The following is a 22469-nucleotide window of genomic DNA, read 5'->3' as shown; positions in this document are numbered from 1 at the left end:
AGTAACATCAATTATGTCTTTCTAAAGTCAATCCATGCAGTCACTTCTCAAGGGTTTTTACTGAAGCTAGAAATATTTGTTTTTGCTTGTACTTTGAAACAAGCATTTATTGAATGAGTCAAAAAGAATGCTTTAATCTCATTCAGTAGTATTTGTGTTTTTAAGTTAGTTGAAGTCGCGGTAGCGCAACGCGCTACCGCACACTTGTTCGTGAGCGATCGCACAACTATTATGGTGGGCTGTACTAAGTATCGAAATAACGGACGCGATCGCTAATTGTGCGATTACCAAAAAAGCGATCGCCTAGATCCTGAGGCGTTAGCAAAGTGATACACTACACATTGCATAGTAGGGTACAAATCCATGTCTATCTCCCTCACAGAGGTAAGGAGGTAACAAATGACGGGTCAGCCTCCCATTGCTGCTAACGAGGCATTCAAGCAGTTCGAGCGCGACAAATTCTCCCTGGTGGCCCAAGGATATGATCAAGCGATCGCGATAGTAACCTCTCAAGTTGATCAAGCCATATTAGATGCCGTAGAAGCGGGGTATGGAAAACAATTGCTGGATGTCGCTTGCAAAACTGGATGGCTCAGTGCCGCCGCGGTGAGTCGGCAGGCTATAGTCACTGGATTAGACTATGCAGAGAAGATGGTGGCCATTGCCCGTTTGCGATGTCTTGAAGCCGAATTCCAGATCGGGGACGCGGAAAATCTTCCCTTGGAGTCGGGGCGGTTTGAGGCGGTCGTCTGTAGCTTAGGCATCCTCCATTTCCCTCACCCGGAACAAGCGAGAGAAAAACCAAATTTCAGCCGGATTTAGACTTTGGGTGAATTGTGTTACAAGTGCGATCGCTGTACTCTAGATATGTGAACCAGCAAATATTTATCTAGCTACTGCTTGGGCATCAGGAGAAAAAAAATGAGAGAACATGTAAGCCAGTCCAAAAAAGCTACCACTGCTTCCTTCTCAATACCATCTCTGAAACACCGCATACCCGGCTTTGGTTTAGATTCCTCACAAGCTTCACCTCAAGCAGTTCCATTGGAGCAACCCCTCAACAAACCTCTCACCCACGACATTAGTCGAATGTCACTGCATCGTCCCCAAGCAAAACTTTCAATTAGCCAGCCTGGGGATAAATATGAACAGGAAGCTGACGAAACAGCGCGTCAGGTAGTGCAAAGGATTCATCAACCACACAGCGATAAACTTCAGCGAGAGTCTTTGCCTGAAGATGATGAACTGCAAATGAAACCAGAGCGAAGTATACAGAGAGAGTCTCTGCCCGAAGAAGATGAATTGCAAATGAAACCAATGGTGCAACGTCGTGCATCAGACGGTGGCATAGCTGCATCACCTGATCTGGAAACGTCAATACAACAGGCACGAGGGAGCGGACAACCACTGGCTGATAGTATCAAGTCACCGATGGAACAGGCATTTAGGGCTGATTTCAGTGGAGTGAAGGTTCACACAGATACTCAGGCTGACCAGTTGAATCAGTCGATACAGGCAAAGGCGTTTACCACAGGGCAGGATGTGTTCTTTAGGCAAGGGGCGTATGACCCAGGAAGTCGGGGAGGGCAGGAGTTATTGGCGCATGAGCTTACACACGTTGTGCAGCAGAACGGTGCCCAAATTCAACGGCAGTCAATGCCAATATCATTTAGTTCTCAAGGAGTGATTCAAAGGCTAACCTATACAGATCGGCCAACCACATGGACTCCCGTAGATCAAGTTACGCGCTCTGAGGAAGGTCTATTTGGAGTTTTCTTTGTCAGAAAGGGTACGGACACTATTGTTGTTAGACCAACAGATGACCCCGGTAATGTTGAGTTTGCCAATAAGTTTTTAGCACAAGGGATGGGCTTTCAAGCACCTGAGTTAAAGACTTATAAAAAAAACGAAGCAGAGGGAACGGCCATTGAAAATTTACTTCTGGCTAATACCAATGCTGGCAAAACCCCTGACGAGATTCAACAGCAAGTTGACGCTGCCAACTACTACATAGTCATGAGCAAGATAGATGGTAAATCGATCCAGACCCTGGATGACAATGAAGCAGCGACATTTATCCAGGATAGAGCTGCGCTTACTGATGTAGGCCGCCTGATGGTAGCGGATGCCTTTATAGGAAATGATGATCGATTGGTTGGTGGAACGGTTAATTTAGGCAATTTCTTTTATCAAGTTGCGGGACAATTTCAACAAGCTGGAATCGCAACCATTGACAATGATTCAAACTTTAGGGCAAGTACTCCCGACATGAACTATCTAGGCAATAAGCTCGCTAAAATTGAGATATTGATACATCAGACTAACCGAAATCAGTATATTAACCAGTTCATCAACAGGTTCCGTCAAGCACACGGAAATAACCCAAATGCATTGCAGGCTGTTAATGACAACTTTGTTATAAACAATGTTTCAGCAGGCATCACTCGGGGTTTGCAGGATATGGCAAATGTCTTCCAAACAAATAGGGATTTAATACGGTCATTGCACTCCATCAATGATACTTACGGTGAGACAGAGACCAGAGATGTATCTACGGCAAAAGGGTTAGCTCAGTATGTTGCAAACAGAGTTGGGAATGTAAATCAAACCACAGCTGTAGAACGACTCAGGAGCTATATTGAGTACCGCGCTAAACGCAATAAGACTCCAAAAGGATTAAAGTGGGTGAGGAAGATACTTAATTAGACAGGCTTCTAAAGTAGCTATATAGATAACTTTTCTTCTGAATATGTATGGGGAAAATCTTTAAAACGATTCAGCACTTCTTTCAAGAAGAAGGTTGGTCAATGCTTCCGGTAGAGGACAAGACCGCTTTAGGAACAAAATTATCGGGTGAAAATGGTCAATGGACTTGTCTAGCCCTAGCTAAAGAAGACGAAGACCTGTTCATTTTTTACTCGATTTACCCGTTGACTGTTCCTTTAGAGAAACGGACTACAGTTGCGGAGTTTTTAACTCGGGTTAACTATGGTATGCTAATTGGCAATTTTGAACTAGATTTTGAGGATGGCGAAGTTCGCTATAAAACGAGTATTAATGTTCGAGAAGATCGGCTTTCTTTTGTGTTAGCTAAACATGTTATCTATACCAATATCGCAATGATGGATAGATACTTTCCCAGTCTTATGCAAGTCATACAGGGAGAAGACTCTCCTATTGAAGTAGTCTTCACCATTGAAAAAGATTTGTGTTAATCCCTTAAAGGGTAAGGAAAACACATCTGATTTACTAATAAAAACTAAAAAAGATTCTCAAATTATCTAGTTTGATTTTTTAATTGGAAATCCCTAAGTATCGAAATAACGGACGCGATCGCTAATTGTGCGATTACCAAAAAAGCGATCGCCTAGATCCTATGAGGCGTTAGCAAAGTGATACAGTACACATTGCTTACCTTGGGTACAAATCCATATCTATGTCCTTCGCAGAGAGAAGGAGGTAACAAATGACAGGTCAGCCTCCCATTGCTGCTCATGAGGCATTCAAGCAGTTCGAGCGCGACAAATTCTCCCTGATGGCCCAAGGATATGATCAAGCGATGGCGATAGTAACCTCTCAAGTTGATCAAGCCATATTAGATGCTGTAGAAGCGGGGTATGGGAAGCAATTGCTGGATGTCGCTTGCGGAACCGGATGGCTCAGTGCCGCCGCGGTGAGTCGGTAGGCTATAGTCACTGGATTAGACTATGCAGAGAAGATGGTGGCCATTGCCCGTTTGCGATGTCCTGAAGCCGAATTCCAGATCGGGGACGCAGAAAATCTTCCCTTGGAGTCGAGCCGATTTGAAGCGGTCGTCTGTAGCTTAGGCATCCTCCATTTCCCTCACCCGGAACGAGCGAGAGAAAAAACCAAATTTCAGTTTGATTTAAACTTTGGGTGAATTGTGTTACAAGTGCGATCGCTGTACTCTAGATATTTAAGTAACAGGAAAATATTCATTTAGCTACTAGCTTGGGCATCAGGAGAAAAAATGAGAGAACATGTAAGCCAGTCTAAAAAAGCTACCACTGCTTCCTTCTCAATACCATCTCTGAAACATCGGATACCCGGCTTTGGTTTAGATTCCTCACAAGCTTCACCCCAAGCAGTTCCATTGGTGCAACCACTAAACAAACCTCTCACCCACGACATTAGTCGAATGTCACTGCATCGTCCCCAAGCAAAACTTTCAATTAGCCAGCCTGGGGATAAATATGAACAGGAAGCTGATAGCGTAGCACAGCAGGTAATGCAAACAATAGCCCAGCCTGTAAATCGCCAGCCATTCCAACCAGAAGCATTGCCATCAGAAGATGAGTTGCAAATGAAACCACTGCGCCGCATACAGCGAGAATCATTGCCATCAGAAGATGAGTTGCAAATGAAACCACTGCGCCCCGTACAGCCAGAAGCGTTGCTCAAAGATAATCAGATGCAAATCAAACCAATGGTGCAACGTCGTGCGTTAGACGGTGTCATACAATGTGTAAGAGCAAGCGATACTTTGCCAGGTAAACTAAAATTTTCCAAAAAATTCCCATTTCTCAAAACAGGGGGTGAAACCGAAAGAGGGAGTGAAACAGAAAATCCACAAGTTGGAGAAGCACAGGAAACGGTTACGAACCAGGAAACACAGCAAGCATTCACAGTTAATAATGAAAGAATTGCGCAATTCCAACTAGAAAAACCAGGTTATGCACACTTGGTTGCAGGATTTAATAACCAAATGAATGAGAGACAGGTGATCTCGAAGTTAATTGAAAACTTCTACAAGCGCAAGGATTTTGACTATAATTTCAACTACAGATCACGATTTACCGGACAAGGCGACTGTCAGACCTTAGTAGATGAATTTATATACATAGCTCAAATATGCTTTAACATAAACATGACTAAACAATCAGGTGAGCAGGGATATTTTGTGCCCGGACAAAAGAAGATCGTACATAAGGAAGACAAGACGGGTAATGTAGATAATGGTAAATATTGGTACTTCGAGACTCATACATGGGCAGTATGGAACGGAGAACCAATTGATGTTCTTTTTGGTCAGAACGGTATAGTTTTCCATAAAGAAATCGGAGAAGGACAATTTAACACAACAGATGGTAAGGTTACTTACTTTGCTGATGATGTAGTCTTTTACTTAAAAGACTTAACATCTATGTTTGATAAATTCACCACAAACCCAGAACAGGCACTGAGTACCGCTCTTCCACCAGCTTGGTAATGTTCTACACCTGTGTATGGAAGCATAAGTAGTGTGATCGCACCTTCGGTTGGATTGAAGTATGAAACCCAAAAATTCAATATTCAAACATTCCCGAAAGATTACGGTTTACTTTAACTAAACGCCTTCATCCCTTAGGAAAAGTTGAGTGTCGCTACCGCTCCACACAACCTATGAGATATACTGGTAAGCCTTTCACAATCTAAAATCTAAAATTTTAAATCTGTTGATATAGGTTCGCAAAAGAGTACAAAAATCCTCCTAAACAAGCTGCATGGCGGTAATTCCTAATTAGGCACTGCAAAGTGGATTCCGTGAATCGTAAGAATGCGATCGCTTAACTCGCAGGGGGTGTTAACAAAGTGATACACTACACATTGCATACTATCGAGAACGCTATTATCGGGAGAGCAAAAAAGTATGTCACAGACGCTGGTTTGGAAATTCCCGCTTCTGTGGTGCTGTGGGACACAAACCATGAGCTAGAACAACTTTTCTAAAATTTATTAATTACAGCCAGGGACAAAACTTGTGTAGCCCTCCTGATACAGCATGAGCTAGAAGTCAGGAGTCAAAAAGGCTTTTTATCTGGCTTGTAGACCAAAGTATTGTACCTGACTAACTTGCAATTCGCTGGATGATATGCGCTCAAATCCTCATTGCAACTGTTTGCTGAGAAAAACCAAATTTCAGCTTGATTTAAACTTTGGGTGAATTGTGTTACAAGTGCGATCGCTGTACTCTAGATATTTAAGTAACAGGAAAATATTCATCTAGCTACTGCTTGGGCATCAGGAGAAAAAAATGAGAGAACATGTAAACCAGTCCAAAAAAGCTACCACTACTTCCTTCTCAATACCATCTCTCAAACATCGGATACCCGGCTTTGGTTTAAATTCCTCACAAGCTTCACCCCAAGTAGTTCCATTGGAGCAACCCCTGAATAAACCTCTCACCCACGACATTAGTCGAATACCCCTGCATCGTCCCCAAGCAAAACTTTCAATTAGCCAGCCTGGGGATAAATATGAACAGGAAGCTGACGCGATCGCAAGTCAAGTTATCTCTATGTCAGCCGTGCAACCAGAGATGGGTACAAAAGAACAGACACACTCACAAGTACGCTCTCAACCTTTGGCTGCTGGGATAAGTCCCTTGGTGCAACAGAAAGTGACACCACAGAGCGCTGGCGGCTTGCAGGGATCTGGTGATTTTGAGAGTCGGTTGAATAGGACTAAAGGAGGGGGAAGCCCTTTGCCAGTTCAGGTACAAGCCTTCATGCAACCTCGTTTTGGACGTAATTTATCAGATCGGCGGGTGCATACAGATTCCGAATCAGTGCAGATGAACCGTGAGTTAGGCTCACTAGCATTTACTCATGGTAATCATATTTACTATGGGGCAGGGAAGTCACCAAGGAACGATGATTTGACAGCCCATGAATTGACTCATACGATACAGCAAAGTGGGGGTGCAAAGCACGCGTCGGGGATTATGAGAATGGAACAGACGCAGGAAAGGACGGAGGGACAACAAGCGCTTGACGCGACAAGAGGGATGCGAAGAGGAAATAGGAGAGCAAGCAATGAGAATAATAGTTGGTTACCATATACCAAGCTTAACTTTCAAAGGGATCAGAAGGAATTAATCAAACAAAAATTTGCACAAATGGCATTGCAGGGGATACAACAACACAATCAGCAGAGAATGAGTTATGCGGTAAACCAATTTTTACAAATGCCCCTGTTAGTTGACTCACTAATAGCAGACATCCTAAACACTGGAAATTGTGATGAGTTTGCAAGCAGTACATACATACATACACTGTTAAATACGGAAGACCTGACAGCATACAAGGTCATGATGATAGGACTTGATCGACAAGGCAATCGATTCGATCATGTATTCACGATCACATCTATAGAACCGGAGCAGAATAGCATAGCAGACGTAAATCCAGACGAAGCGGAAATACTAGACCCATGGTACAACAGAAGTCATCCGATCACCTTGAGCGAGTTTTACGAAGGAGATAATTATTACAAGATGGAACTGACTAGTAACAACCTGCATATCCTATCAAAGGGAAGATCGCCATTGACGGAAGCTCAAACAGGGATCGAAGATTTTGAGATGCGGAAATTGTCTGGAGATTTACAACTGGCAACACAAGAGATATGGAACGCGAAAAAGCATGAATACGAACCATACAGACAAAATTTGGAATCAACTCAAGGAGTTGGGTACCGCATATACGATTTTGAAGTCCAGGAGCCGAGGGAAGACATTTGGTTGAGGTAGCAAGAGTGGGGAGGCGGTACAGCGTTTGCGATCATGTTATGTGCATTCTTCGACAGTAAAACGCAGCAACCAAACCCCAAAACAAGCAAACACACTCATACTCGTGAAGGATAATCGCGCCACCATCAACCAACGCCTGAAAAATTTCAGCAAGATTGCGATCACTCAATACTATATGCAACGCCCGAAAATTTAGACTTAAAGTGAATTGTTTGGTATCGGGCGATCGCGATATGCTACTGGCTACAGCGCATATTGATTCGCGGTGATTGCTCTCTCACTAAAAATGCGATCGCTTAGACGCTACAACGGAAACAATTTTTTGTTCAGGAAGTGCTGTTGTTGACAGATTCTTTGAACAAAGCAGCGATTGTAGAACTTTAGGAAGCGATCACCAATATTGCAATTTTGTAGTGCGATCGCCTGATTTTGTAGAGTGAGTTAACGAAGTAACGCACTGAAGCAATGATTTGGTGCGTTACGGCGTAAACAACCAAATCGCTTGTCAAAATATCCAAACACGAACGCCTAACGCACCGTACTGCACTTCCAATTAAAAAATATTCCATCGTTTTGATCGTAAAGGAGCAGGGATCTCTTCGCACGTGAAGGCAAAAGTAACTTTCAAGAAGGCAGAAGTTGCTACAGACTGCGCGAAACACCTAAACGTCTAGGCAAAAGTAACTTCCGGGAAAGCAGAAGTTGCTACAGACTGCGCGAAACACCCAAACGTGAAGGCAAAAGTAACTTCCGGGAAAGCAGAAGTTGCTACAGACTGCGCGAAACACTCAAACGTGAAGGCGGAAGTTACTTCCGGGAAGACAGAAGTTGCTACAGACTGCGCGAAACACTCAAACGTGAAGGCAGAAGTTACTTCCGGGAAGACAGAAGTTGCTACAGACTGCGGCGGGCGTAGTACGTAGGCGCAACCCGCTGCAGGCATCGCATCTCTTTTAAGTTGAGTAAATGGACATGAAATTGTCAAATAATCATAAATTGCCCACCCTACACCTCTTGAAGTGCCATCGCCACTCTTGTAGCGACTCTCTTAAAAGTCAAACGTAGGCGTAGCCCGTCGTAGACATCGCTCATGTATGATGGTTGATGAGCGTGCGATCAGCTGATCATCTAGAGTGCGATCGCATATCTTGTAGGGAACGCAGTGCATAGGCGCAGCCCGCCGCAGGCATTGCTCTTGCAGCGTGTGTTAAGGAAGTGTAATGTCAAACTCAGGTTAATTTATGCTAACTCTCACCAAAATTGAAGGGTAGTTGATCAATCAACTACCCTATGAAATTTAATAGCTTTTAACAAACCTAGTGCATTAGCTAAAGCTTTTTAATTACACAACGTATACGGTGAAATTCACTAGATTATCCTGACCAAATCGTAGTGAATCGCCATTTAGTAAGCGATATTGCATACCAGCAGTTAATGGATTGTTGTTTAAATAAATACCATTTGTACTCATATCAACAATCATGTATGAATTTTGCGACCAGTCCCAATCGACTCGCGCATGACGACGAGAGATTATTCCCTCACTGGGAATGCCTGTCAAGTCAATTTCTGGCGGCGCTATTCCTGGACTCTGACTGCGGCGACCAATATAACCTCCTTCCCCAACAAGGTTAAATTCTCTTCCGGTGGTATGAATCAACTTTAACAGTGGCGCTCTTTGAGGTGGGGGAGTATAAACAGGCGGTGTTGGTGGATAATAAACCCGTTGCTGATAGACTGTTGAATGATCAACGGGGACTTGTTGGGGAACTTGGTAATTAGGTTGGTCTGTTGCTGGTCGCTGATACTGAACAGGCGGTTGTTGACTGGGCGGTTGTTGACTGGGTTCTTGTTGACTAGGCAGTGGTTGACTGGGTTGTTGTGGTGTAGGGGCAACTACATTACCCACAGGAGTGGAACACCAGGGACAAACCTTAGCATTGTTAGGCAGGGCGCGGTTAAAATATTCACAATTGGGATTAGGGCACCGATTTGCAGGCATAGGAATTTATATCATCAGGCATAGGTTGTAAAGCTACAAGACCTACTTTACTAAGTAAACACTGACCCTGACGAGTGGTTAGCATTTGGGCAAATGTAGAACCACCCGGTAGGCTGCTGCTGTCTTTAGGGTACACTACAAAAATAGGGTATCCCAAAGGGTAGCTTTGGAAAGTCGTGACATCAACATAATAATCATCATGTTGACACAAATCATCTGAGGGAGTAATTGAGCGGCGATTGCGCCGTTGAAACAGAGGTTGAATCGCTGACTTGTTGCCATCCGCGATCGCTAGGGGATAGCCAGTACACTGAGTCCAAGTTTTACTGATAATGCCAAAACTGATGATACCAGGAGTTCGCCCCTTTAGAGTCTCGCTGCGTATCTGGTTTTGGGTTTTTGTTGTATCAAGTTTAGTAACCTTTGCTTTAAATAAAGCTTCGTCCTGAGGGGCGTTTTTGAGAACTATTTCTTGAAATTTAATGATTGCTTCCGGTTCAGTTGGGGCCAAAGGTATCAGAGTCAGATTTGGAAGTTTGGGACTAATTTGCTGCCAATTAGTAATTTTACCTGTATAAATTTGACGCAATTGCTCAAGACTTATTTCCCCTCCAAGAGCACTAGCAAGATTTGAGTCTCTCTTATTAAATGCTACAAATACCAGTAACCCATCATAAGCAACTGGTTTTTTAGCAAGTTTATCTGTGATATTATCTACCAAACTAGTAATTGCAAAATCTTTTTTGCTTGTTTGGACTTCTTCGATACTTTTAATCGGATTATCTATATTTGATGACAAAACAGATTCATAATTAAATGTTGCTGTTGCATCTGACTTTGGTCTGGTCAATAAATCTCCTAAACGACTGTTGTCCACTGGTTCCGTCAAAATATAGCTCCATGTACTGTCTTTTTCTCCTGTATAGGTAAATTGTCCGGAAGGAATGTTAGGGACTTCAGAGAAATTCCGCACAAGTCTCGACCATTGTATATATTGATTAGAATTAATTGTTTTCTTACCCCAAAGCCAATACCAAATTCCCCCCCCAAGTAGTAATAAAGCCAGAATTAGTAGCAAAATTAAGGGGATTGGGAAACGCTTTTCTATTTCTTGAGAAGCTGGCGATCGCGGTGAACTTTTGCCCTGATCCTCTTTGGGAAGTTTTAGCAGTGCTTGACGAGCTGCTTCTGCACTCTCGAAACGAGTTTCCAGCCCAATTAGTCGATAAATAAACTGTTTTAAATGGCTATCACTATCTGGCCATTGTTGATTATCTCTAGGATTGAGAGGCTGGTTAGATGACAAATTAGTTGTGCGTCCTGCCCATAAAGAAAAGGCTACCAATCCTAATGATTCTAAATCTTGCTCAGGTCTGGCAGGCGCGGGTTGAGCAATAATGGGTGGAAGAAATAAGTTTTCCCAGATAGCTAAATCACAAAAGTATATAGAAAATTTTTGATTATTTTCTACTTTAATTAAAGTACTATCTAAATTGATGTTGCCGTGAGTGATACCCACTTGTGTTTGGTTAGAGGGAAAGCGCAGCTTTTGAGTGTGGAGAAACTGGAGAGTTTGTAGACCTTGATTTAGGACTTCACGCACCTCAATAGATGTCATTGCTCCCTTCTCAATCAGATATTTTCCTAAAGTTTGGGATGCCTCTACTCCTTTAGTAATTAAATAACAGCGTTCTCCTTTTTCATCAGCGATCGCTTCTTTAGTTTCCACAAGACGGAAGTTTTGAATTCTACTATCGGCTAAACTTACCCCACCCACCTGTTTGAAAGTCTCTTTCCGCTTCCGAGTCTCGCTTTCATTAAAAGAGCGATTGGGTAGCAGATATTCTTTGATGATTACAGGCTGTTTGTCTTTGAGTTGGATACCTGAATATAAGCGGCCTAAACCCCGCACACCAACAAAACTAGCTATTTTATAAGTCCCCTGATTTCCTTTAATCTCAGACTGCTGCGGTAAAGTTGCTGGAAAACCACATTCCAAGCAAAACTTAGCACCCTTGATTTGCTGCGCCGTTTGGAAGGGGCGATCGCAATTTAAGGGAGAATTGTACGAGCAGGGGTATTCTTGATAAAAAGATTCAAATGAAGGCATATACAAAGAGTTTCGTGAATTGCGCCGATTACTTCCGTCACGCTCAAGCGTCAACTAATCCTAACTTGAGGGCAGCCACAATAGCTTGAGTCCGGCTAGTAACCTTCAATTTTTCAAAAATACTTGTGAGATGTGCCTTAACAGTAGCAACTGTTACATATAAATGTTTAGCGATTTTTTCATTAGAAGCACCTTGAGTTAACCAGTGTAAAACTTCTTGCTCTCTTTGGGTTAAACGCACCTCATGAGATGCTTTCACATTAGAGTTTGAATAAGCCTGAAAAAACCGGAAAAATCGACTAGCAACCTCTGAAGGTAGATAAATTTCTGACCTTGTAACAGTGTCAATAGCTTCACACAATTGTGTTGCCACACGATTTTTAAACACATAACCTGCGGCTCCCGCCTGCATTGCTCTAAAAATCCAGTCATCTTCTTGATGAGCCGACAATACTAAAACCTTGCCAGTGTAAGCAGTTTCATTGAGACGTGCCAAAACTGTAATCCCATCACATCCTTTTAATTGCATATCTAGCAAAATTAAATCTGGACACTTCTGGGCTGTTAATTTTAAAACTTGCTCTACAGTATCAGCATCACCCACAACTTCTACAGGTAAAGCAGAATTAATACTATAAAAGTTGAGGAGGGTACGTAACCCCTGGCGGAAGCGTTCTTCATCATCTACCAGCAAAACTGAAAGTTTTTTATGATCATTAGTCATATTTGTAATTCCGAATTACGTTAGCGTAGCGGGGCGTAGCCCATTACGAATTATAAATTATTTATCTACTCCTTGGTCGAGGCAAAATCAGAGAAAATTGCGCTCCTCTTTCTGACAAAACTTGTGCCCAGATACTTCCTTGATGATCTAGAATAATTTTTTTAGCGATAGTTAAACCCAGCCCTGTACCTCCTCTACGTCGGGAATAAAATGGGGTAAATACTTTTTGTAAATCCTCTTGAGATAGTCCTGGCCCTTGATCTAAGATTTTAATTAAAACTTCGTCTTGAAAAATTTGCCAGCTACAGGTAATAGTTCCTGAATTAGGACTGAAATGAACAGCATTACTGAGGATATTGTCAAAGACTTGTTTCATTTGCAATCTGTCTATCTTCAATATCGTCGATGTATCGGGAATCGATATTTGAATTTTTTTCTGATTAATTAGAGGTTGTAAATTTGTGATACTTTCAACTACCAAATTTCTTAAATCTTGAAATGTTACCCTTAATTTTACACTTTGACCACAATCAATAAGCTCATTTAAATTAGTATCTAAATCTTCTATACTTTCGCCGATGATTGTTGCTTGCTCTTGCCAAGGACTATCCTTTAACCCTAAGTATAAGTTATGTGCATACAATCCGATAAGTCCTAGAGAGTTACGCAATTGATGACCTACTCGATGCAGGATATTTTCCAGGAGTTGAATTTCAGTTTTTTGTCTTCCATAATCTAAGTAAATATCTACATACTTACTCAGGAGCATAGCAGAGCGTTTGACGTATAATTGCAAACTCGATGACAGAGGTTCATGAGTAATGATTTGAATGTATTCAGGTTTTTGATTTCTATAGCCTATGGGGCAAATGTAAGAAATGGATGAAAAGTCCTTAAGTCTGAATTCATGTAAAGTTAAAGCAGGCGGAAAGTCTGTAAGCCATGCTTCTGACCGCAAATATGCTAAAATTTTTGGCGAAAAAGAAGCTTGGTCTTGACCATAATGTATAACTTCCTGATGATTTTTTAGCAAATAATCATGATAAACAATCCGAGCGAAAAAAATTGGATACTGACTAGTTAGCTGCTCAGACTCTAGCTGACAAAAGCTTTGAATATCTGAGGAATTCAAATAATTAGAGCCATTTTCTAGTTTTTGTACAGAAAAGCCTAGTGTCATAGCTTTAACTCGCTTTTTGCAACCAAATATTTTTACTTTTTTGCTGAGTAGTATAAAATTATGCAGGAGTAGTAATGTTTATTTTTTGTTAAGTTATTTTGTTAGATAATTAATCCAAAGAATTATTAAGTTTGTATTCACTGGTGCTTCTCACCTTCCTAACGCTTTTTTTACTCTCATTAGATAATATTTAAACCCTTGTTTCTCCGTGCTAGGTTCCAAACAAGGATTTTTTGGCTTTGCTGATAAAGCGAGGCTTTGAAAAAGATTCAAGGTCAGCATCTTATTTTTCTCTCCTCAGAGATATAAAAGAGCGCTAATTTCAAGGGATAGACTGATCTACAAGTTGAAGTTACTGCTTTTCGGATTTTTGAAAAGCTAATATTTTCCAGCCCTCTCAATCATCATTCTGGAGAAACTAGGGAGTGAGGATGATGAAGCAGGGGAGAGATGGAGAATAACCACTAACTAAAGGTGAGTTCGACGGCTCATGTGGTATTACCTAATGATCTGAGTCAAAAGCCTCTAAGAGGTTTTACTATGCAAAACCGTTCCTCTCGCCCGTCGGAAAGGACAGACTTAAACTTTATTTTAATTCAGGGAGAGGTCTTTTGACTTACGTTAACTAATGCCAATGCCCCATCCACAAATATCGACAAAAGTCTAATTAACTTTAGAAGGCTGATACATATACTCTAGATGCATCTGGATTTGCTACCAGCACAACACCTTCATGTTTATCTTCGTTCTTCAAACTTTAGCCGAAATTCTCGCTGGAGGAACCTCGCTTACCAGTACGGAGCAAATTGACTTTAGCCATCCTTCTACTCGAAGGGAAGAGGGAGCAGGGCCGACTCTGAATTTATACATTTATGATATTCGTCAGAGTAAGCAGTCTCAACGAGCCGGAAGGCAAGTTGAACGTAATATTACACGCCATCTAGAAACTGGCACTGTAAATTGGGAACCTATTTGGTTTGATATTTCAGTGGTATTAACAGCTTGGGATAGGACGACTTTAGGCGAGCATCACTTCCTCAGTGAAGCATTGACCGTACTTCTACGGCATCAAACTTTGGAGGAGGAGTTTTTAGTTCCTGAATTGCGGGGTTATGGTAGTTTGCGTATGGTAATTGGAATACAGCCGTCACTTGAGATTGGCGGCATATGGGGCGCTCTTCATGTACCTTTGCGTTCAGCCTTATACTTCACAATCAGCGTGCCTTTTCATACGCAACCTACTATAACACCTTTGGTTTGGGAACGAATTTTTGACCTGCGAAGTAGAATGGATGGGCTTGGTGGCAACCAAATTATGACTAGGCGAGTAGTAGTTGCAGGTTTTGTCAAGAGTGCGACAACAAATTTGCCACTGCTGGCGACAAAAGTTACTCTGCAGGGAACTACAAAATTCATGGAAAGCAACAAAGAAGGACTGTTCTTTTTTGAAAACCTTGAGAGAGGTAACTATGTTTTAAATCTAAATTGTCCTGGCTATTTACCCAAGAATGTTAATGCATTGGTAGATAACCAAGGTTATACCTTCAAAGAAATATTTCTAACTCCTGAATAATTAAGTTTTTACTGACTTGGAGAGACTTTCATGGCTAGACTTGATTACTTTGCTCCTGGTGTCTATATTGAAGAATTTGACCGAGGGAGCCGACCGATTGAAGGTGTTAGCACAGCAATTGCCGGGTTTGTAGGCTTTACAGAAGATATTCGAGATGATGCTGAACTATTTAAGCCAATGTTGGTGACTAATTGGACGCAATATCTCAACTATTTTGCCCGTCCTAATTCTGATGGTTTCACCGATTTCAACGCCTACTTACCCTTTGCAGTGTATGGCTACTTCATGAATGGTGGCGGTCGCTGCTGGGTGACAAGCATTGGCACTCAATTACCAAACGCACCCAAAGCCGCGACTCCAGAACCTGCTATTCTAAGAATCAACGCTCGAGGCAATCGTCCAGCCCTGCGGTTTACTTTGCGCCCTGAGCAAGCAGCAGACGGATTAGTAAACATCTTAATTATTGAAGGTTCCCCTCGTGCCCTACCTGAAGGTACTGAAGGAGAAGCTGCTCCAAATACAGGAGAATATTTCACAATCGAGATTCGTCGGGGAGATGAGCTTCTAGAGCAATACCAGAACTTGACGATGAACCGCGATCCCAATGCTCAAGTAGCAACTTATGCGCTGACGGCATTGAGAAATTCTATGTATATTACTGTAGAAGACATTACTCAAAGCGGACAGCCATTAACTCGCCGTCCAGTTAATGGTCAGTACGAACTAGCGCCACCAATTGTTGCCACTCAGCCGGATAGACTTTCACAAGATATAGAAGGGGTACGAGACGATCGCACAGGGGTACGCGGTATTTTTGAAATTGATGAAATCACAATGGTGGCCTGCCCTGATCTCATGCGGGCTTATCAAGAACAAGTGCTGAACTTGGATCAAGTCCACGGGATCATGGAACTGATGATCAGTATGTGCGAAGGTTCTGCCAGTGGCGATATTCCTAATCCACCCAACCGCATGGTTTTACTTGATGCACCACCTGATGCCCTTAAACCCCAACAAGTAGTGAATTGGTTGAATAGATTTAACCGTCGTTCGATGTTTGCAGCCCTTTACTATCCTTGGATCAAAGTTGCTAACCCGCGCGATCGCGGCAATCCCATTCTAGTACCTCCTTGTGGTCATATGATGGGTGTTTGGGGACGCACCGACGAAACCAGAGGTGTCTTTAAAGCGCCTGCAAATGAAGTACCCAGAGGCGTAATTGGTTTAGGTTATGATACCAATTTCCGCGAACAGGAACTATTAAACCCCCTTGGTATCAATTGCATTCGCAATTTCCCGAACCGAGGTATCCGCATTTGGGGAGCACGAACTTTAGTTGAGCCAGATAAAACAGAATGGCGTTATATCAGCGTGCGTCGATTGATTAGTTACCTAGAAAAATCAATTGAACTGGGCACTCAATGGGCAGTTTTTGAACCGAATGATCAAGATTTGTGGGCGCGTATCAGACGTACTGTCAGTAACTTTTTAGAGCGTATTTGGCGTGAGGGTGCTTTATTTGGAGATTCAGCAGCACAGGCATTTTATGTTAAATGCGATGCGGAATTGAATCCACCAGAAACTATAATTTTAGGTCGTTTGTATATCGAAGTAGGTGTTTGCCCCGTTAGACCGGCAGAGTTTGTGATCTTCCGTATCAGTCAATGGAATGCACTTGATGAGGGATAACTGATTAAGCTAACCCGCTTCATATTGCACTATTTTATGTGAGAATGTCATTAGTCATTAGTCCTTTGTAAAACAAATGACTAATCACAGCCCATAATCCGTAATAGCTTACTATTTTCTGCAATTTTTCCACACTATTAATTTATTAGGAGATGAGATTCTCATGGCAAACGAATATATTGGTGCTTCTGTCTTTTACTTTAATGCAGAAGGTATTGAAGAGAAATTCGTTAAATCAGTCACAGGATTGGGGATAAAAAATAATGCCACTACAGATGTTAGAGGTTCAGGCAAAAGTGGTAAGGTAATCCGTCAAAACACCCCAGGACAGGTAGAACATAATAATGTGACAATTACCTTGAATTACAATGGTGACAATAGCATTTACGATTGGTATTTAAAGTGTAGCAAAGATGGAGAAAGCCGTGAGTGGGACAGCAACCGGAAAGCAGTTTCAGTTGTTGGTTATGCCCAAGATAGGTCAACTGAAGTAATCCGGATAAATCTTACAAATTGCTTTCCCGTATCATATACAGCCCCAGAATTTGATGCTACAAATAATGATCTGGTAACAGAGGCGATTGAAGTAGCTATTGAGGGTTTTAAGATTGAAAGAAGTACAAAGTCCCTGAGTAATTGAGGGTAAAACTCAATTGTTCGGTTTGATTTAGCTATTTGTCATAGGCATGAGGTTGCTATAACTTATAAATAGCAACCTTAACTGCACTATTAATTTATTAGGAGATGAGATTCTCATGGCAAATGAATATATTAGTGCTTCAGTCTTTTACTTTAATGCAGAAGGCATTGAGGAAAAATTCGTTAAATCAATCTCAGCATTTAGTGATAAAAATAATGCCACTACACAAATTAGAGGTTCAGGCAAAAGTGGTAAGGTAATCCGTCAAAATACTCCTGGACAGGCGGAATCTGATAATGTGACAATTACCTTGAATTACAATGGTGACAATAGCATCTACGATTGGTATTTAAAGTGTAGCAGAGATGGAGAAGCGCGTCAGTGGGAAGACAACCGGAAAGCAGTTTCAGTTGTTGGTTATGCCCAAGATAGATCAATTGAAGTAATCCGGATAAATTTTACAAATTGCTTTCCTGTATCATATACAGCCCCAGAATTCGATGCTACAAATAATGATCTGGTAACAGAGGCGATTGAAATAGCTGTTGAGGGTTTTCAGATTGAAAGAAGTACAAATGCCCTGAGTAATTGAGGGTAAAACTTAATTGTTCGGTTAGATAGCAACTTTAACTGGACTATTGACTTATTATGAAATGAGATTCTCATGTTACAAACAGTGCTCTGGTAACAGAGGCGATTAAAATAGCTATTGAAGGTTTTCATATCGAATTAAGTCAAAAAATCCTCCCAACTTAAGGGTAAAATTCAATTGTTCGGTTTTATTTAGCTATTTTTTTTTGGTAGGAGGTTGCCATAACTTATAAATAGCAACCTTAACTGCTAAATTAAATTAGATTTGCATCAAAACTCAAATTCTCAATATATACTATGGTAATCACAAATTACGCTTCAAAGTTAGGACCGAAAGAGTTTCTTACAAAATATCGTTTTTTTGTAGGACTAAACTTAGGCTGGAATGATAGCGATACCTACTTTTTAGAATGCCAAGGTTTCACAAGAACCTTGGACGTAATTGAAATTTGTGAAGTCACCTCTCAAAAGTGGGGAGATGCATCAAAAGGTAAACCAGTTATAACTAAACTTCCTGGTAATGCTAAGAGTGGTAATATTATTTTGCGTAAAGGTTTGACCACATATGCATCTTGGTGGGAATGGTTTGAAAAAGTCGAAACAGGTAAGTGGAAGGAACAACGTAAAAATATTTATTTATCTATTTACAACCAAGAGGGTAAGGAAAGAGCTAGATTTGAATTAAATGGTGCTTGGCCTACTAGTTACAAAATTAGTGATTTTGACGCTACCAGTAGTGAAATAGAAATTGAAGAGATGGAGATTGCTTTTGAGGAATTTCAACGCCAGGATCCTACTATAATGGGTTATTTTTAATGAATTATTAAGCTCATAAACAATTTGTCAATCAGCAATAGTGCTTAACATTCTACCGAAAATCCGGTAGAAAGCATAATTTTTAAGCTAGCGATGCCGTGCTCCTACGGAGAAGCAAGCTATGCATAGTGTCTCATAGAGATGGCTGGCTACACCTGTACCTCATATTTAAAAGTATCATTATTACACTCACAATTCAGTATCAAGCTGAATTTGACACTGAATTAATGGGCTAATTTGTAAAGTAAATACTATTACCAAAACTAATTTTGTTTTAACCTATTACGAATGCGCGTGAAGTAATTAGGAGGACTATGTTTCCCACAGAGTTTGAATTTACACTGCCTAAAGGGTATCTAGACTCTGAAGGCAATCTCCACCGTAAAGGTGTAATGCGGTTATCAACGGCGATAGACGAGATTTCACCCTTGCGTGACCCACGCGTTAAAGCTAATCCCGTTTATGCCACAATTATTATCTTGTCGCGAGTAATCACCCGCTTGGGTGCTTTACCACAAGTGTCTCCGGCAATAGTAGAAAACTTTTTTGCCCAAGATCTAAATTACCTTCAAGATTTTTACCGTCGAATCAATGGATTGGAGGGCGAAACTTCCATACCAGAAGATACAATAAATTCCCCTGAGCCAGTTGTTCATAATTGAGTTCGGGAATGGGGAATAGGGGGATGAGGGAGATGGGGAAGAAGAACCATTGATTATTGCCCAATGCCCAATACAACTATTGGAGAGGCTGCGCCCTAAGCGTAGCTATGCCACAGGCTTTACGGCTATGCTCAGGACAAGCTTAGTACAAATGTTTAATACCCAATGCCCAAATAAAATTACCTATGCGCCGTAAAAAGGATACTCTCTGCACAGAATTTGCCTTCACTCTTCCTAGAGGGTTGAGTGATGGTGAAAACCGAGTACATCGTCAGGGGGTAATGCGTTTAGCCACCGCCAAAGATGAAATTTTGGTGCAACAAGAGCGCAGAGTTCAAGAAAATCCAGCTTACGGCGTCTTAGTGATGCTTGCACTGGTTATTACTCGCTTGGGCAGTTTCAACTCTGTTAGTCCTGATTTACTCGAAGGACTTCTCCTACATGACATTGCCTATCTCCGAGAATTTTATAATCGAATCAATCAACAAGGCAATGTACACATTCCGACACAATGCCCCCACTGCAATACTCAATTTTCAGTGGAGCTAGAACTAGCGGGGGAGTCCTAAGCTACCCCTCTGATACTTTATATGAGGAGGTAGCTTTTATTGCTTATCATTTTCACTGGTCACAAGATGATATTTTAAACTTAGAACACACTACCCGTCAGCGCTGGGTAGCAGAAATCAATAAAATTAACCAAAAAATAATATGAAAGTAAAAGTCAGCTACTCACCAAATCTAAATGAAGTCAATGAAGTTGACCTGACCACAGAAACTACAACCAGAGGAGAATGGTTAATAGGTCGTTCTCCTGATTCTGATTTAGTCCTAGACAGCCCTGATATTAGTCGGGTACATGCTAAGTTTTTTGTTAAAGGTGGAAATTACTACTTCTCTGACCTTGGCAGTAGAAATGGCTCAATATTTAACGGGAAACAGGCTGAAAAAGATCGACGATATTCTTTGAGCGATGGAGACGTTATCCGAATTGCAGATTACGTTTTGATCTTGGAAGGAGTTACTCCCGCTTATGAGCAACCAGAGACAGTTTTTAGAATTATAGATCCTTCACTGTTTTCTCGGCCGCGATCGCCTGAAAATGTCAGCGCTTCCAATGTTGCTAATCCAGCCCCAGAAGTAGTTAACGAAGTTCCAGCGCCAATTAGTAACGAAGTAAAAACACCTGAAATTAATTCTCCTTCCCCAGAAATCAGCGAAAACTCAGAAGTTGTTGCAACTCAACCTGATGATGTCATCCCTGAAAACATCATTCAGTCACCAGAAGCAGTCAGCGAAGTTCCACACGATGTCCATGATCAAGTTGAGGATTTGCGGACATCAGTTGCAGCAGAAGTCAGCACAGACGCTGAGGAAGTAAAAGTTCCAAAAGTCAACGAAGCCTCAGAAGTTTCTTCTACTGTAGCTGATGATGCGATCGCTTCACCTGAAAACTTCATTGAAACTCCTGAAGAGAAAAGTGTTCTTCCACAAACCACTCACGATGAGGAAGCAGAACTGACCGCAGAATCTACTTTCGTACAGCGGCGTGATATAAGTGCCACTCCCGAAGCTACTCACGATGAGGATGCACAATTGGAGGCAGCACTAGAAGCAGAAGTCACCTACGTTCAGCCACGTGATATTTTCAGCGAAGTTCCTGCACAGGAGAGTACCGTTCCCGAATCTACCTCTGATGAGGATGCAGAGTTGGAAGCAGCACTGGAAGCAGAAGTCACCTTCGTGCAGCCGCGTGATATTTTCAGCGAAGTTCCTGCACAGGAGAGTGCCATTGCAGAAGCTACCCATAATGAAGTAGTAGATTTAGATACACCAGTTACAGAAGAAGTTGATACAGATGTTGACGGGGTTGTCAAGGAAGTTGCTGAAGATGCGGACATTCAACAGCAAGAAACATTGAGTCAAGTACCAGAGGAAGAGAGCAAAGTTACACAAGATACCAATGATGAAGTAGTAGATTTGGATAGGTCAGTTACAAGAGAAGACAGCGCAGATGTTGAAGAAGTAGAACCTAGTTCTGCTATTGATGAAACAGAAAGTGAAGCTCCTGAGATCATTAGTCAAACTATTGAAGAGGTTTCTGAAGTAGAAGCAACTCAATCTGATGAAACTCCAGAAGAAACAAATGTAAGTGAGCCTTCTCAAATGATCATTGAAAGAAACATAGTACTAATTGCTCACGAAAGCAAGAAATCAGAACTTGCGGAATTTGTTTCTCAACATCAAGAATTTTTCTCCCAGAGTTTTACAATTACCTGGCCATCTGTTAGCGAAGTCTTACAAAAACAGGCGGGGATAACTATTAGTCAAGAAACCCCCGCACCAACTTCTGGAGGATATCAAACAATTGCTTCATTGGTTGGATCAGGAGAAATTTTAGCATTTATTTTCCTGAGAGATTTGCTACAACCTCAGCCTAATCAAGCAAATGAAGAGGCACTGTTAAGATTATGCAATATTAATCAAGTTTTACTGGCAACTAATTTGCCAACAGCAGAGGCGATCGTGCATTATCTTAGATCGACAGCAGACTAGCACTAAATTATTTATTGAACAATAATATCCCCGACTTCTTAAAGAAGTCGGGGATATGAGTATTTCATTCTTCTCTACGAGACGCTGCGCGTTGGCAGAAGCCTCTTGTAGAGATGGTGGTAGCCTGCGGCAAGCCGCTTTGCGTCTGTCTACGTTAAAAAATTGACTTTGATAAAGAGTTAAGCTTCAACTGAACTGTATTGAAGTAAAACCTATTTAAAAAAATGGTTGCAAATTTTAAAAGTTTTTTAGACAAAAACGGTAGGGGCACAGCATTGCTGTGCCCTAAGCGCTATAGTCGTTGACACTAAAAAGCGCCCTCCCAAATTGGGAGAGCGCTTTTTGATTTAGCTAATCTTTACTATTTAACCGTTGATAGCAGGAGCACTAAGAGC

At 41.6% G+C, this 22469-nt stretch carries 24 protein-coding genes; 18 read left to right on the top strand and 6 right to left on the bottom strand.

Going from position 1 to position 22469, the window contains the following annotated elements; all coding sequences use genetic code 11:
- Positions 1-165 precede the first annotated feature (165 nt).
- On the bottom strand, positions 166-291 hold the full coding sequence (locus tag V7K40_RS13095; protein ID WP_334960166.1) for a hypothetical protein: 126 nt from the start codon (positions 289-291) through the stop codon (positions 166-168).
- Between the two features lie 108 nt (positions 292-399).
- On the opposite strand from V7K40_RS13095, the gene V7K40_RS13090 reads away from it, so the two are divergent.
- The 8 genes from V7K40_RS13090 (at position 400) to V7K40_RS13055 (ending at position 7727) form a co-directional block, all read left to right on the top strand.
- On the top strand, positions 400-822 hold the full coding sequence (locus V7K40_RS13090) for a class I SAM-dependent methyltransferase (RefSeq protein ID WP_334960164.1): 423 nt from the start codon (positions 400-402) through the stop codon (positions 820-822).
- Positions 823-921: 99 nt separating this feature from the next.
- Positions 922-2706, top strand: coding sequence for a DUF4157 domain-containing protein (locus V7K40_RS13085; protein ID WP_334960162.1), 1785 nt, complete (start codon positions 922-924; stop codon positions 2704-2706).
- A 47-nt stretch (positions 2707-2753) separates the two neighbouring features.
- Positions 2754-3215, top strand: coding sequence for a YbjN domain-containing protein (locus tag V7K40_RS13080; protein WP_334960160.1), 462 nt, complete (start codon positions 2754-2756; stop codon positions 3213-3215).
- Between the two features lie 251 nt (positions 3216-3466).
- Positions 3467-3685 (top strand): hypothetical protein, encoded by a 219-nt coding sequence (locus V7K40_RS13075; protein WP_334960158.1) that lies wholly within the window; start codon positions 3467-3469, stop codon positions 3683-3685.
- 306 nt (positions 3686-3991) lie between these two features.
- Entirely contained in the window at positions 3992-5230 is a 1239-nt protein-coding gene (locus tag V7K40_RS13070; RefSeq protein WP_334960156.1) for a hypothetical protein, read from the top strand.
- Positions 5231-5592: 362 nt separating this feature from the next.
- Positions 5593-5730: a hypothetical protein gene (locus V7K40_RS13065; protein ID WP_334960154.1), complete on the top strand. Its 138-nt coding sequence runs from the start codon at positions 5593-5595 to the stop codon at positions 5728-5730.
- Between the two features lie 304 nt (positions 5731-6034).
- A complete protein-coding gene (locus V7K40_RS13060; protein WP_334960152.1) occupies positions 6035-7531 on the top strand; it encodes a DUF4157 domain-containing protein in 1497 nt (498 codons plus the stop codon).
- Positions 7532-7571: 40 nt separating this feature from the next.
- Positions 7572-7727 carry a hypothetical protein gene (locus tag V7K40_RS13055; RefSeq protein WP_334960150.1) on the top strand — a complete coding sequence of 52 codons (156 nt, stop codon included), beginning with the start codon at positions 7572-7574 and terminating at the stop codon, positions 7725-7727.
- 184 nt (positions 7728-7911) lie between these two features.
- Here V7K40_RS13055 and V7K40_RS13050 read toward each other — a convergent pair whose 3' ends face one another.
- Complete coding sequence (locus tag V7K40_RS13050) at positions 7912-8049, bottom strand: hypothetical protein (RefSeq protein WP_334960148.1); 138 nt, start codon at positions 8047-8049, stop codon at positions 7912-7914.
- Positions 8050-8262: 213 nt separating this feature from the next.
- Here V7K40_RS13050 and V7K40_RS13045 point away from each other — a divergent pair, with 213 nt between their 5' ends.
- Positions 8263-8454, top strand: a complete 192-nt coding sequence (locus V7K40_RS13045) for a hypothetical protein (RefSeq protein ID WP_334960146.1) — start codon at positions 8263-8265, stop codon at positions 8452-8454.
- Between the two features lie 419 nt (positions 8455-8873).
- On the opposite strand, the gene V7K40_RS13040 is transcribed toward V7K40_RS13045, so the two are convergent.
- The 4 genes from V7K40_RS13040 to V7K40_RS13025 all read right to left on the bottom strand — a co-directional run bounded on the left by V7K40_RS13040 (position 8874) and on the right by V7K40_RS13025 (position 13547).
- Positions 8874-9533, bottom strand: a complete 660-nt coding sequence (locus V7K40_RS13040) for an FHA domain-containing protein (protein WP_334960144.1) — start codon at positions 9531-9533, stop codon at positions 8874-8876.
- Positions 9511-11643 carry a substrate-binding domain-containing protein gene (locus V7K40_RS13035; RefSeq protein ID WP_334960142.1) on the bottom strand — a complete coding sequence of 711 codons (2133 nt, stop codon included), beginning with the start codon at positions 11641-11643 and terminating at the stop codon, positions 9511-9513. Before V7K40_RS13035 ends, V7K40_RS13040 begins: the two co-directional genes overlap by 23 nt.
- A gap of 43 nt (positions 11644-11686) precedes the next feature.
- A complete protein-coding gene (locus V7K40_RS13030; RefSeq protein WP_334960140.1) occupies positions 11687-12367 on the bottom strand; it encodes a response regulator transcription factor in 681 nt (226 codons plus the stop codon).
- Between the two features lie 61 nt (positions 12368-12428).
- A complete protein-coding gene (locus V7K40_RS13025; protein WP_334960138.1) occupies positions 12429-13547 on the bottom strand; it encodes a HAMP domain-containing sensor histidine kinase in 1119 nt (372 codons plus the stop codon).
- A 733-nt stretch (positions 13548-14280) separates the two neighbouring features.
- Between V7K40_RS13025 and V7K40_RS13020 the strand changes: the two genes are divergently transcribed.
- From V7K40_RS13020 to V7K40_RS12980, 9 genes are all read left to right on the top strand, one after another.
- The gene (locus V7K40_RS13020; protein ID WP_334960136.1) at positions 14281-15120 is read left to right on the top strand and encodes a Pvc16 family protein; all 840 of its coding nucleotides are present in this window, start codon (positions 14281-14283) and stop codon (positions 15118-15120) included.
- A 30-nt stretch (positions 15121-15150) separates the two neighbouring features.
- The gene (locus V7K40_RS13015; protein WP_334960134.1) at positions 15151-16809 is read left to right on the top strand and encodes a phage tail sheath C-terminal domain-containing protein; all 1659 of its coding nucleotides are present in this window, start codon (positions 15151-15153) and stop codon (positions 16807-16809) included.
- A 163-nt stretch (positions 16810-16972) separates the two neighbouring features.
- Positions 16973-17449, top strand: coding sequence for a phage tail protein (locus V7K40_RS13010; protein ID WP_334960132.1), 477 nt, complete (start codon positions 16973-16975; stop codon positions 17447-17449).
- A gap of 115 nt (positions 17450-17564) precedes the next feature.
- On the top strand, positions 17565-18041 hold the full coding sequence (locus V7K40_RS13005) for a phage tail protein (RefSeq protein ID WP_334960130.1): 477 nt from the start codon (positions 17565-17567) through the stop codon (positions 18039-18041).
- Between the two features lie 296 nt (positions 18042-18337).
- Positions 18338-18856, top strand: a complete 519-nt coding sequence (locus V7K40_RS13000; RefSeq protein ID WP_334960128.1) for a phage tail protein — start codon at positions 18338-18340, stop codon at positions 18854-18856.
- Between the two features lie 314 nt (positions 18857-19170).
- Positions 19171-19518 (top strand): hypothetical protein, encoded by a 348-nt coding sequence (locus V7K40_RS12995; protein WP_334960126.1) that lies wholly within the window; start codon positions 19171-19173, stop codon positions 19516-19518.
- 185 nt (positions 19519-19703) lie between these two features.
- Positions 19704-20087 carry a phage tail assembly protein gene (locus V7K40_RS12990; RefSeq protein WP_334960124.1) on the top strand — a complete coding sequence of 128 codons (384 nt, stop codon included), beginning with the start codon at positions 19704-19706 and terminating at the stop codon, positions 20085-20087.
- Positions 20030-20233 (top strand): DUF6760 family protein, encoded by a 204-nt coding sequence (locus tag V7K40_RS12985; protein ID WP_334960122.1) that lies wholly within the window; start codon positions 20030-20032, stop codon positions 20231-20233. The genes V7K40_RS12990 and V7K40_RS12985 overlap by 58 nt, the downstream gene beginning before the upstream one ends.
- Positions 20230-22074, top strand: a complete 1845-nt coding sequence (locus tag V7K40_RS12980) for an FHA domain-containing protein (protein ID WP_334960120.1) — start codon at positions 20230-20232, stop codon at positions 22072-22074. Before V7K40_RS12985 ends, V7K40_RS12980 begins: the two co-directional genes overlap by 4 nt.
- Positions 22075-22469: the final 395 nt, after the last annotated feature.

This window comes from Nostoc sp., from assembly GCF_036917195.1.
Lineage (GTDB): Bacteria > Cyanobacteriota > Cyanobacteriia > Cyanobacteriales > Nostocaceae > Nostoc.
This window is presented reverse-complemented; position numbering and strand designations above follow the sequence as displayed.

Coding starts and splice junctions, on each gene's coding strand:
- V7K40_RS12990 (WP_334960124.1), top strand. CDS start 19,704: ATGCGCCGTAAAAAGGATACTCTCTGCACAGAATTTGCCTTCACTCTT.
- V7K40_RS13090 (WP_334960164.1), top strand. CDS start 400: ATGACGGGTCAGCCTCCCATTGCTGCTAACGAGGCATTCAAGCAGTTC.
- V7K40_RS13030 (WP_334960140.1), bottom strand. CDS start 12,367: ATGACTAATGATCATAAAAAACTTTCAGTTTTGCTGGTAGATGATGAA.
- V7K40_RS13060 (WP_334960152.1), top strand. CDS start 6,035: ATGAGAGAACATGTAAACCAGTCCAAAAAAGCTACCACTACTTCCTTC.
- V7K40_RS13020 (WP_334960136.1), top strand. CDS start 14,281: ATGTTTATCTTCGTTCTTCAAACTTTAGCCGAAATTCTCGCTGGAGGA.
- V7K40_RS13035 (WP_334960142.1), bottom strand. CDS start 11,643: ATGCCTTCATTTGAATCTTTTTATCAAGAATACCCCTGCTCGTACAAT.
- V7K40_RS13070 (WP_334960156.1), top strand. CDS start 3,992: ATGAGAGAACATGTAAGCCAGTCTAAAAAAGCTACCACTGCTTCCTTC.
- V7K40_RS13010 (WP_334960132.1), top strand. CDS start 16,973: ATGGCAAACGAATATATTGGTGCTTCTGTCTTTTACTTTAATGCAGAA.
- V7K40_RS13040 (WP_334960144.1), bottom strand. CDS start 9,533: ATGCCTGCAAATCGGTGCCCTAATCCCAATTGTGAATATTTTAACCGC.
- V7K40_RS12985 (WP_334960122.1), top strand. CDS start 20,030: ATGCCCCCACTGCAATACTCAATTTTCAGTGGAGCTAGAACTAGCGGG.
- V7K40_RS13025 (WP_334960138.1), bottom strand. CDS start 13,547: ATGACACTAGGCTTTTCTGTACAAAAACTAGAAAATGGCTCTAATTAT.
- V7K40_RS12995 (WP_334960126.1), top strand. CDS start 19,171: ATGTTTCCCACAGAGTTTGAATTTACACTGCCTAAAGGGTATCTAGAC.
- V7K40_RS13015 (WP_334960134.1), top strand. CDS start 15,151: ATGGCTAGACTTGATTACTTTGCTCCTGGTGTCTATATTGAAGAATTT.
- V7K40_RS13075 (WP_334960158.1), top strand. CDS start 3,467: ATGACAGGTCAGCCTCCCATTGCTGCTCATGAGGCATTCAAGCAGTTC.
- V7K40_RS13005 (WP_334960130.1), top strand. CDS start 17,565: ATGGCAAATGAATATATTAGTGCTTCAGTCTTTTACTTTAATGCAGAA.
- V7K40_RS13080 (WP_334960160.1), top strand. CDS start 2,754: ATGGGGAAAATCTTTAAAACGATTCAGCACTTCTTTCAAGAAGAAGGT.
- V7K40_RS13000 (WP_334960128.1), top strand. CDS start 18,338: ATGGTAATCACAAATTACGCTTCAAAGTTAGGACCGAAAGAGTTTCTT.
- V7K40_RS12980 (WP_334960120.1), top strand. CDS start 20,230: ATGAAAGTAAAAGTCAGCTACTCACCAAATCTAAATGAAGTCAATGAA.
- V7K40_RS13085 (WP_334960162.1), top strand. CDS start 922: ATGAGAGAACATGTAAGCCAGTCCAAAAAAGCTACCACTGCTTCCTTC.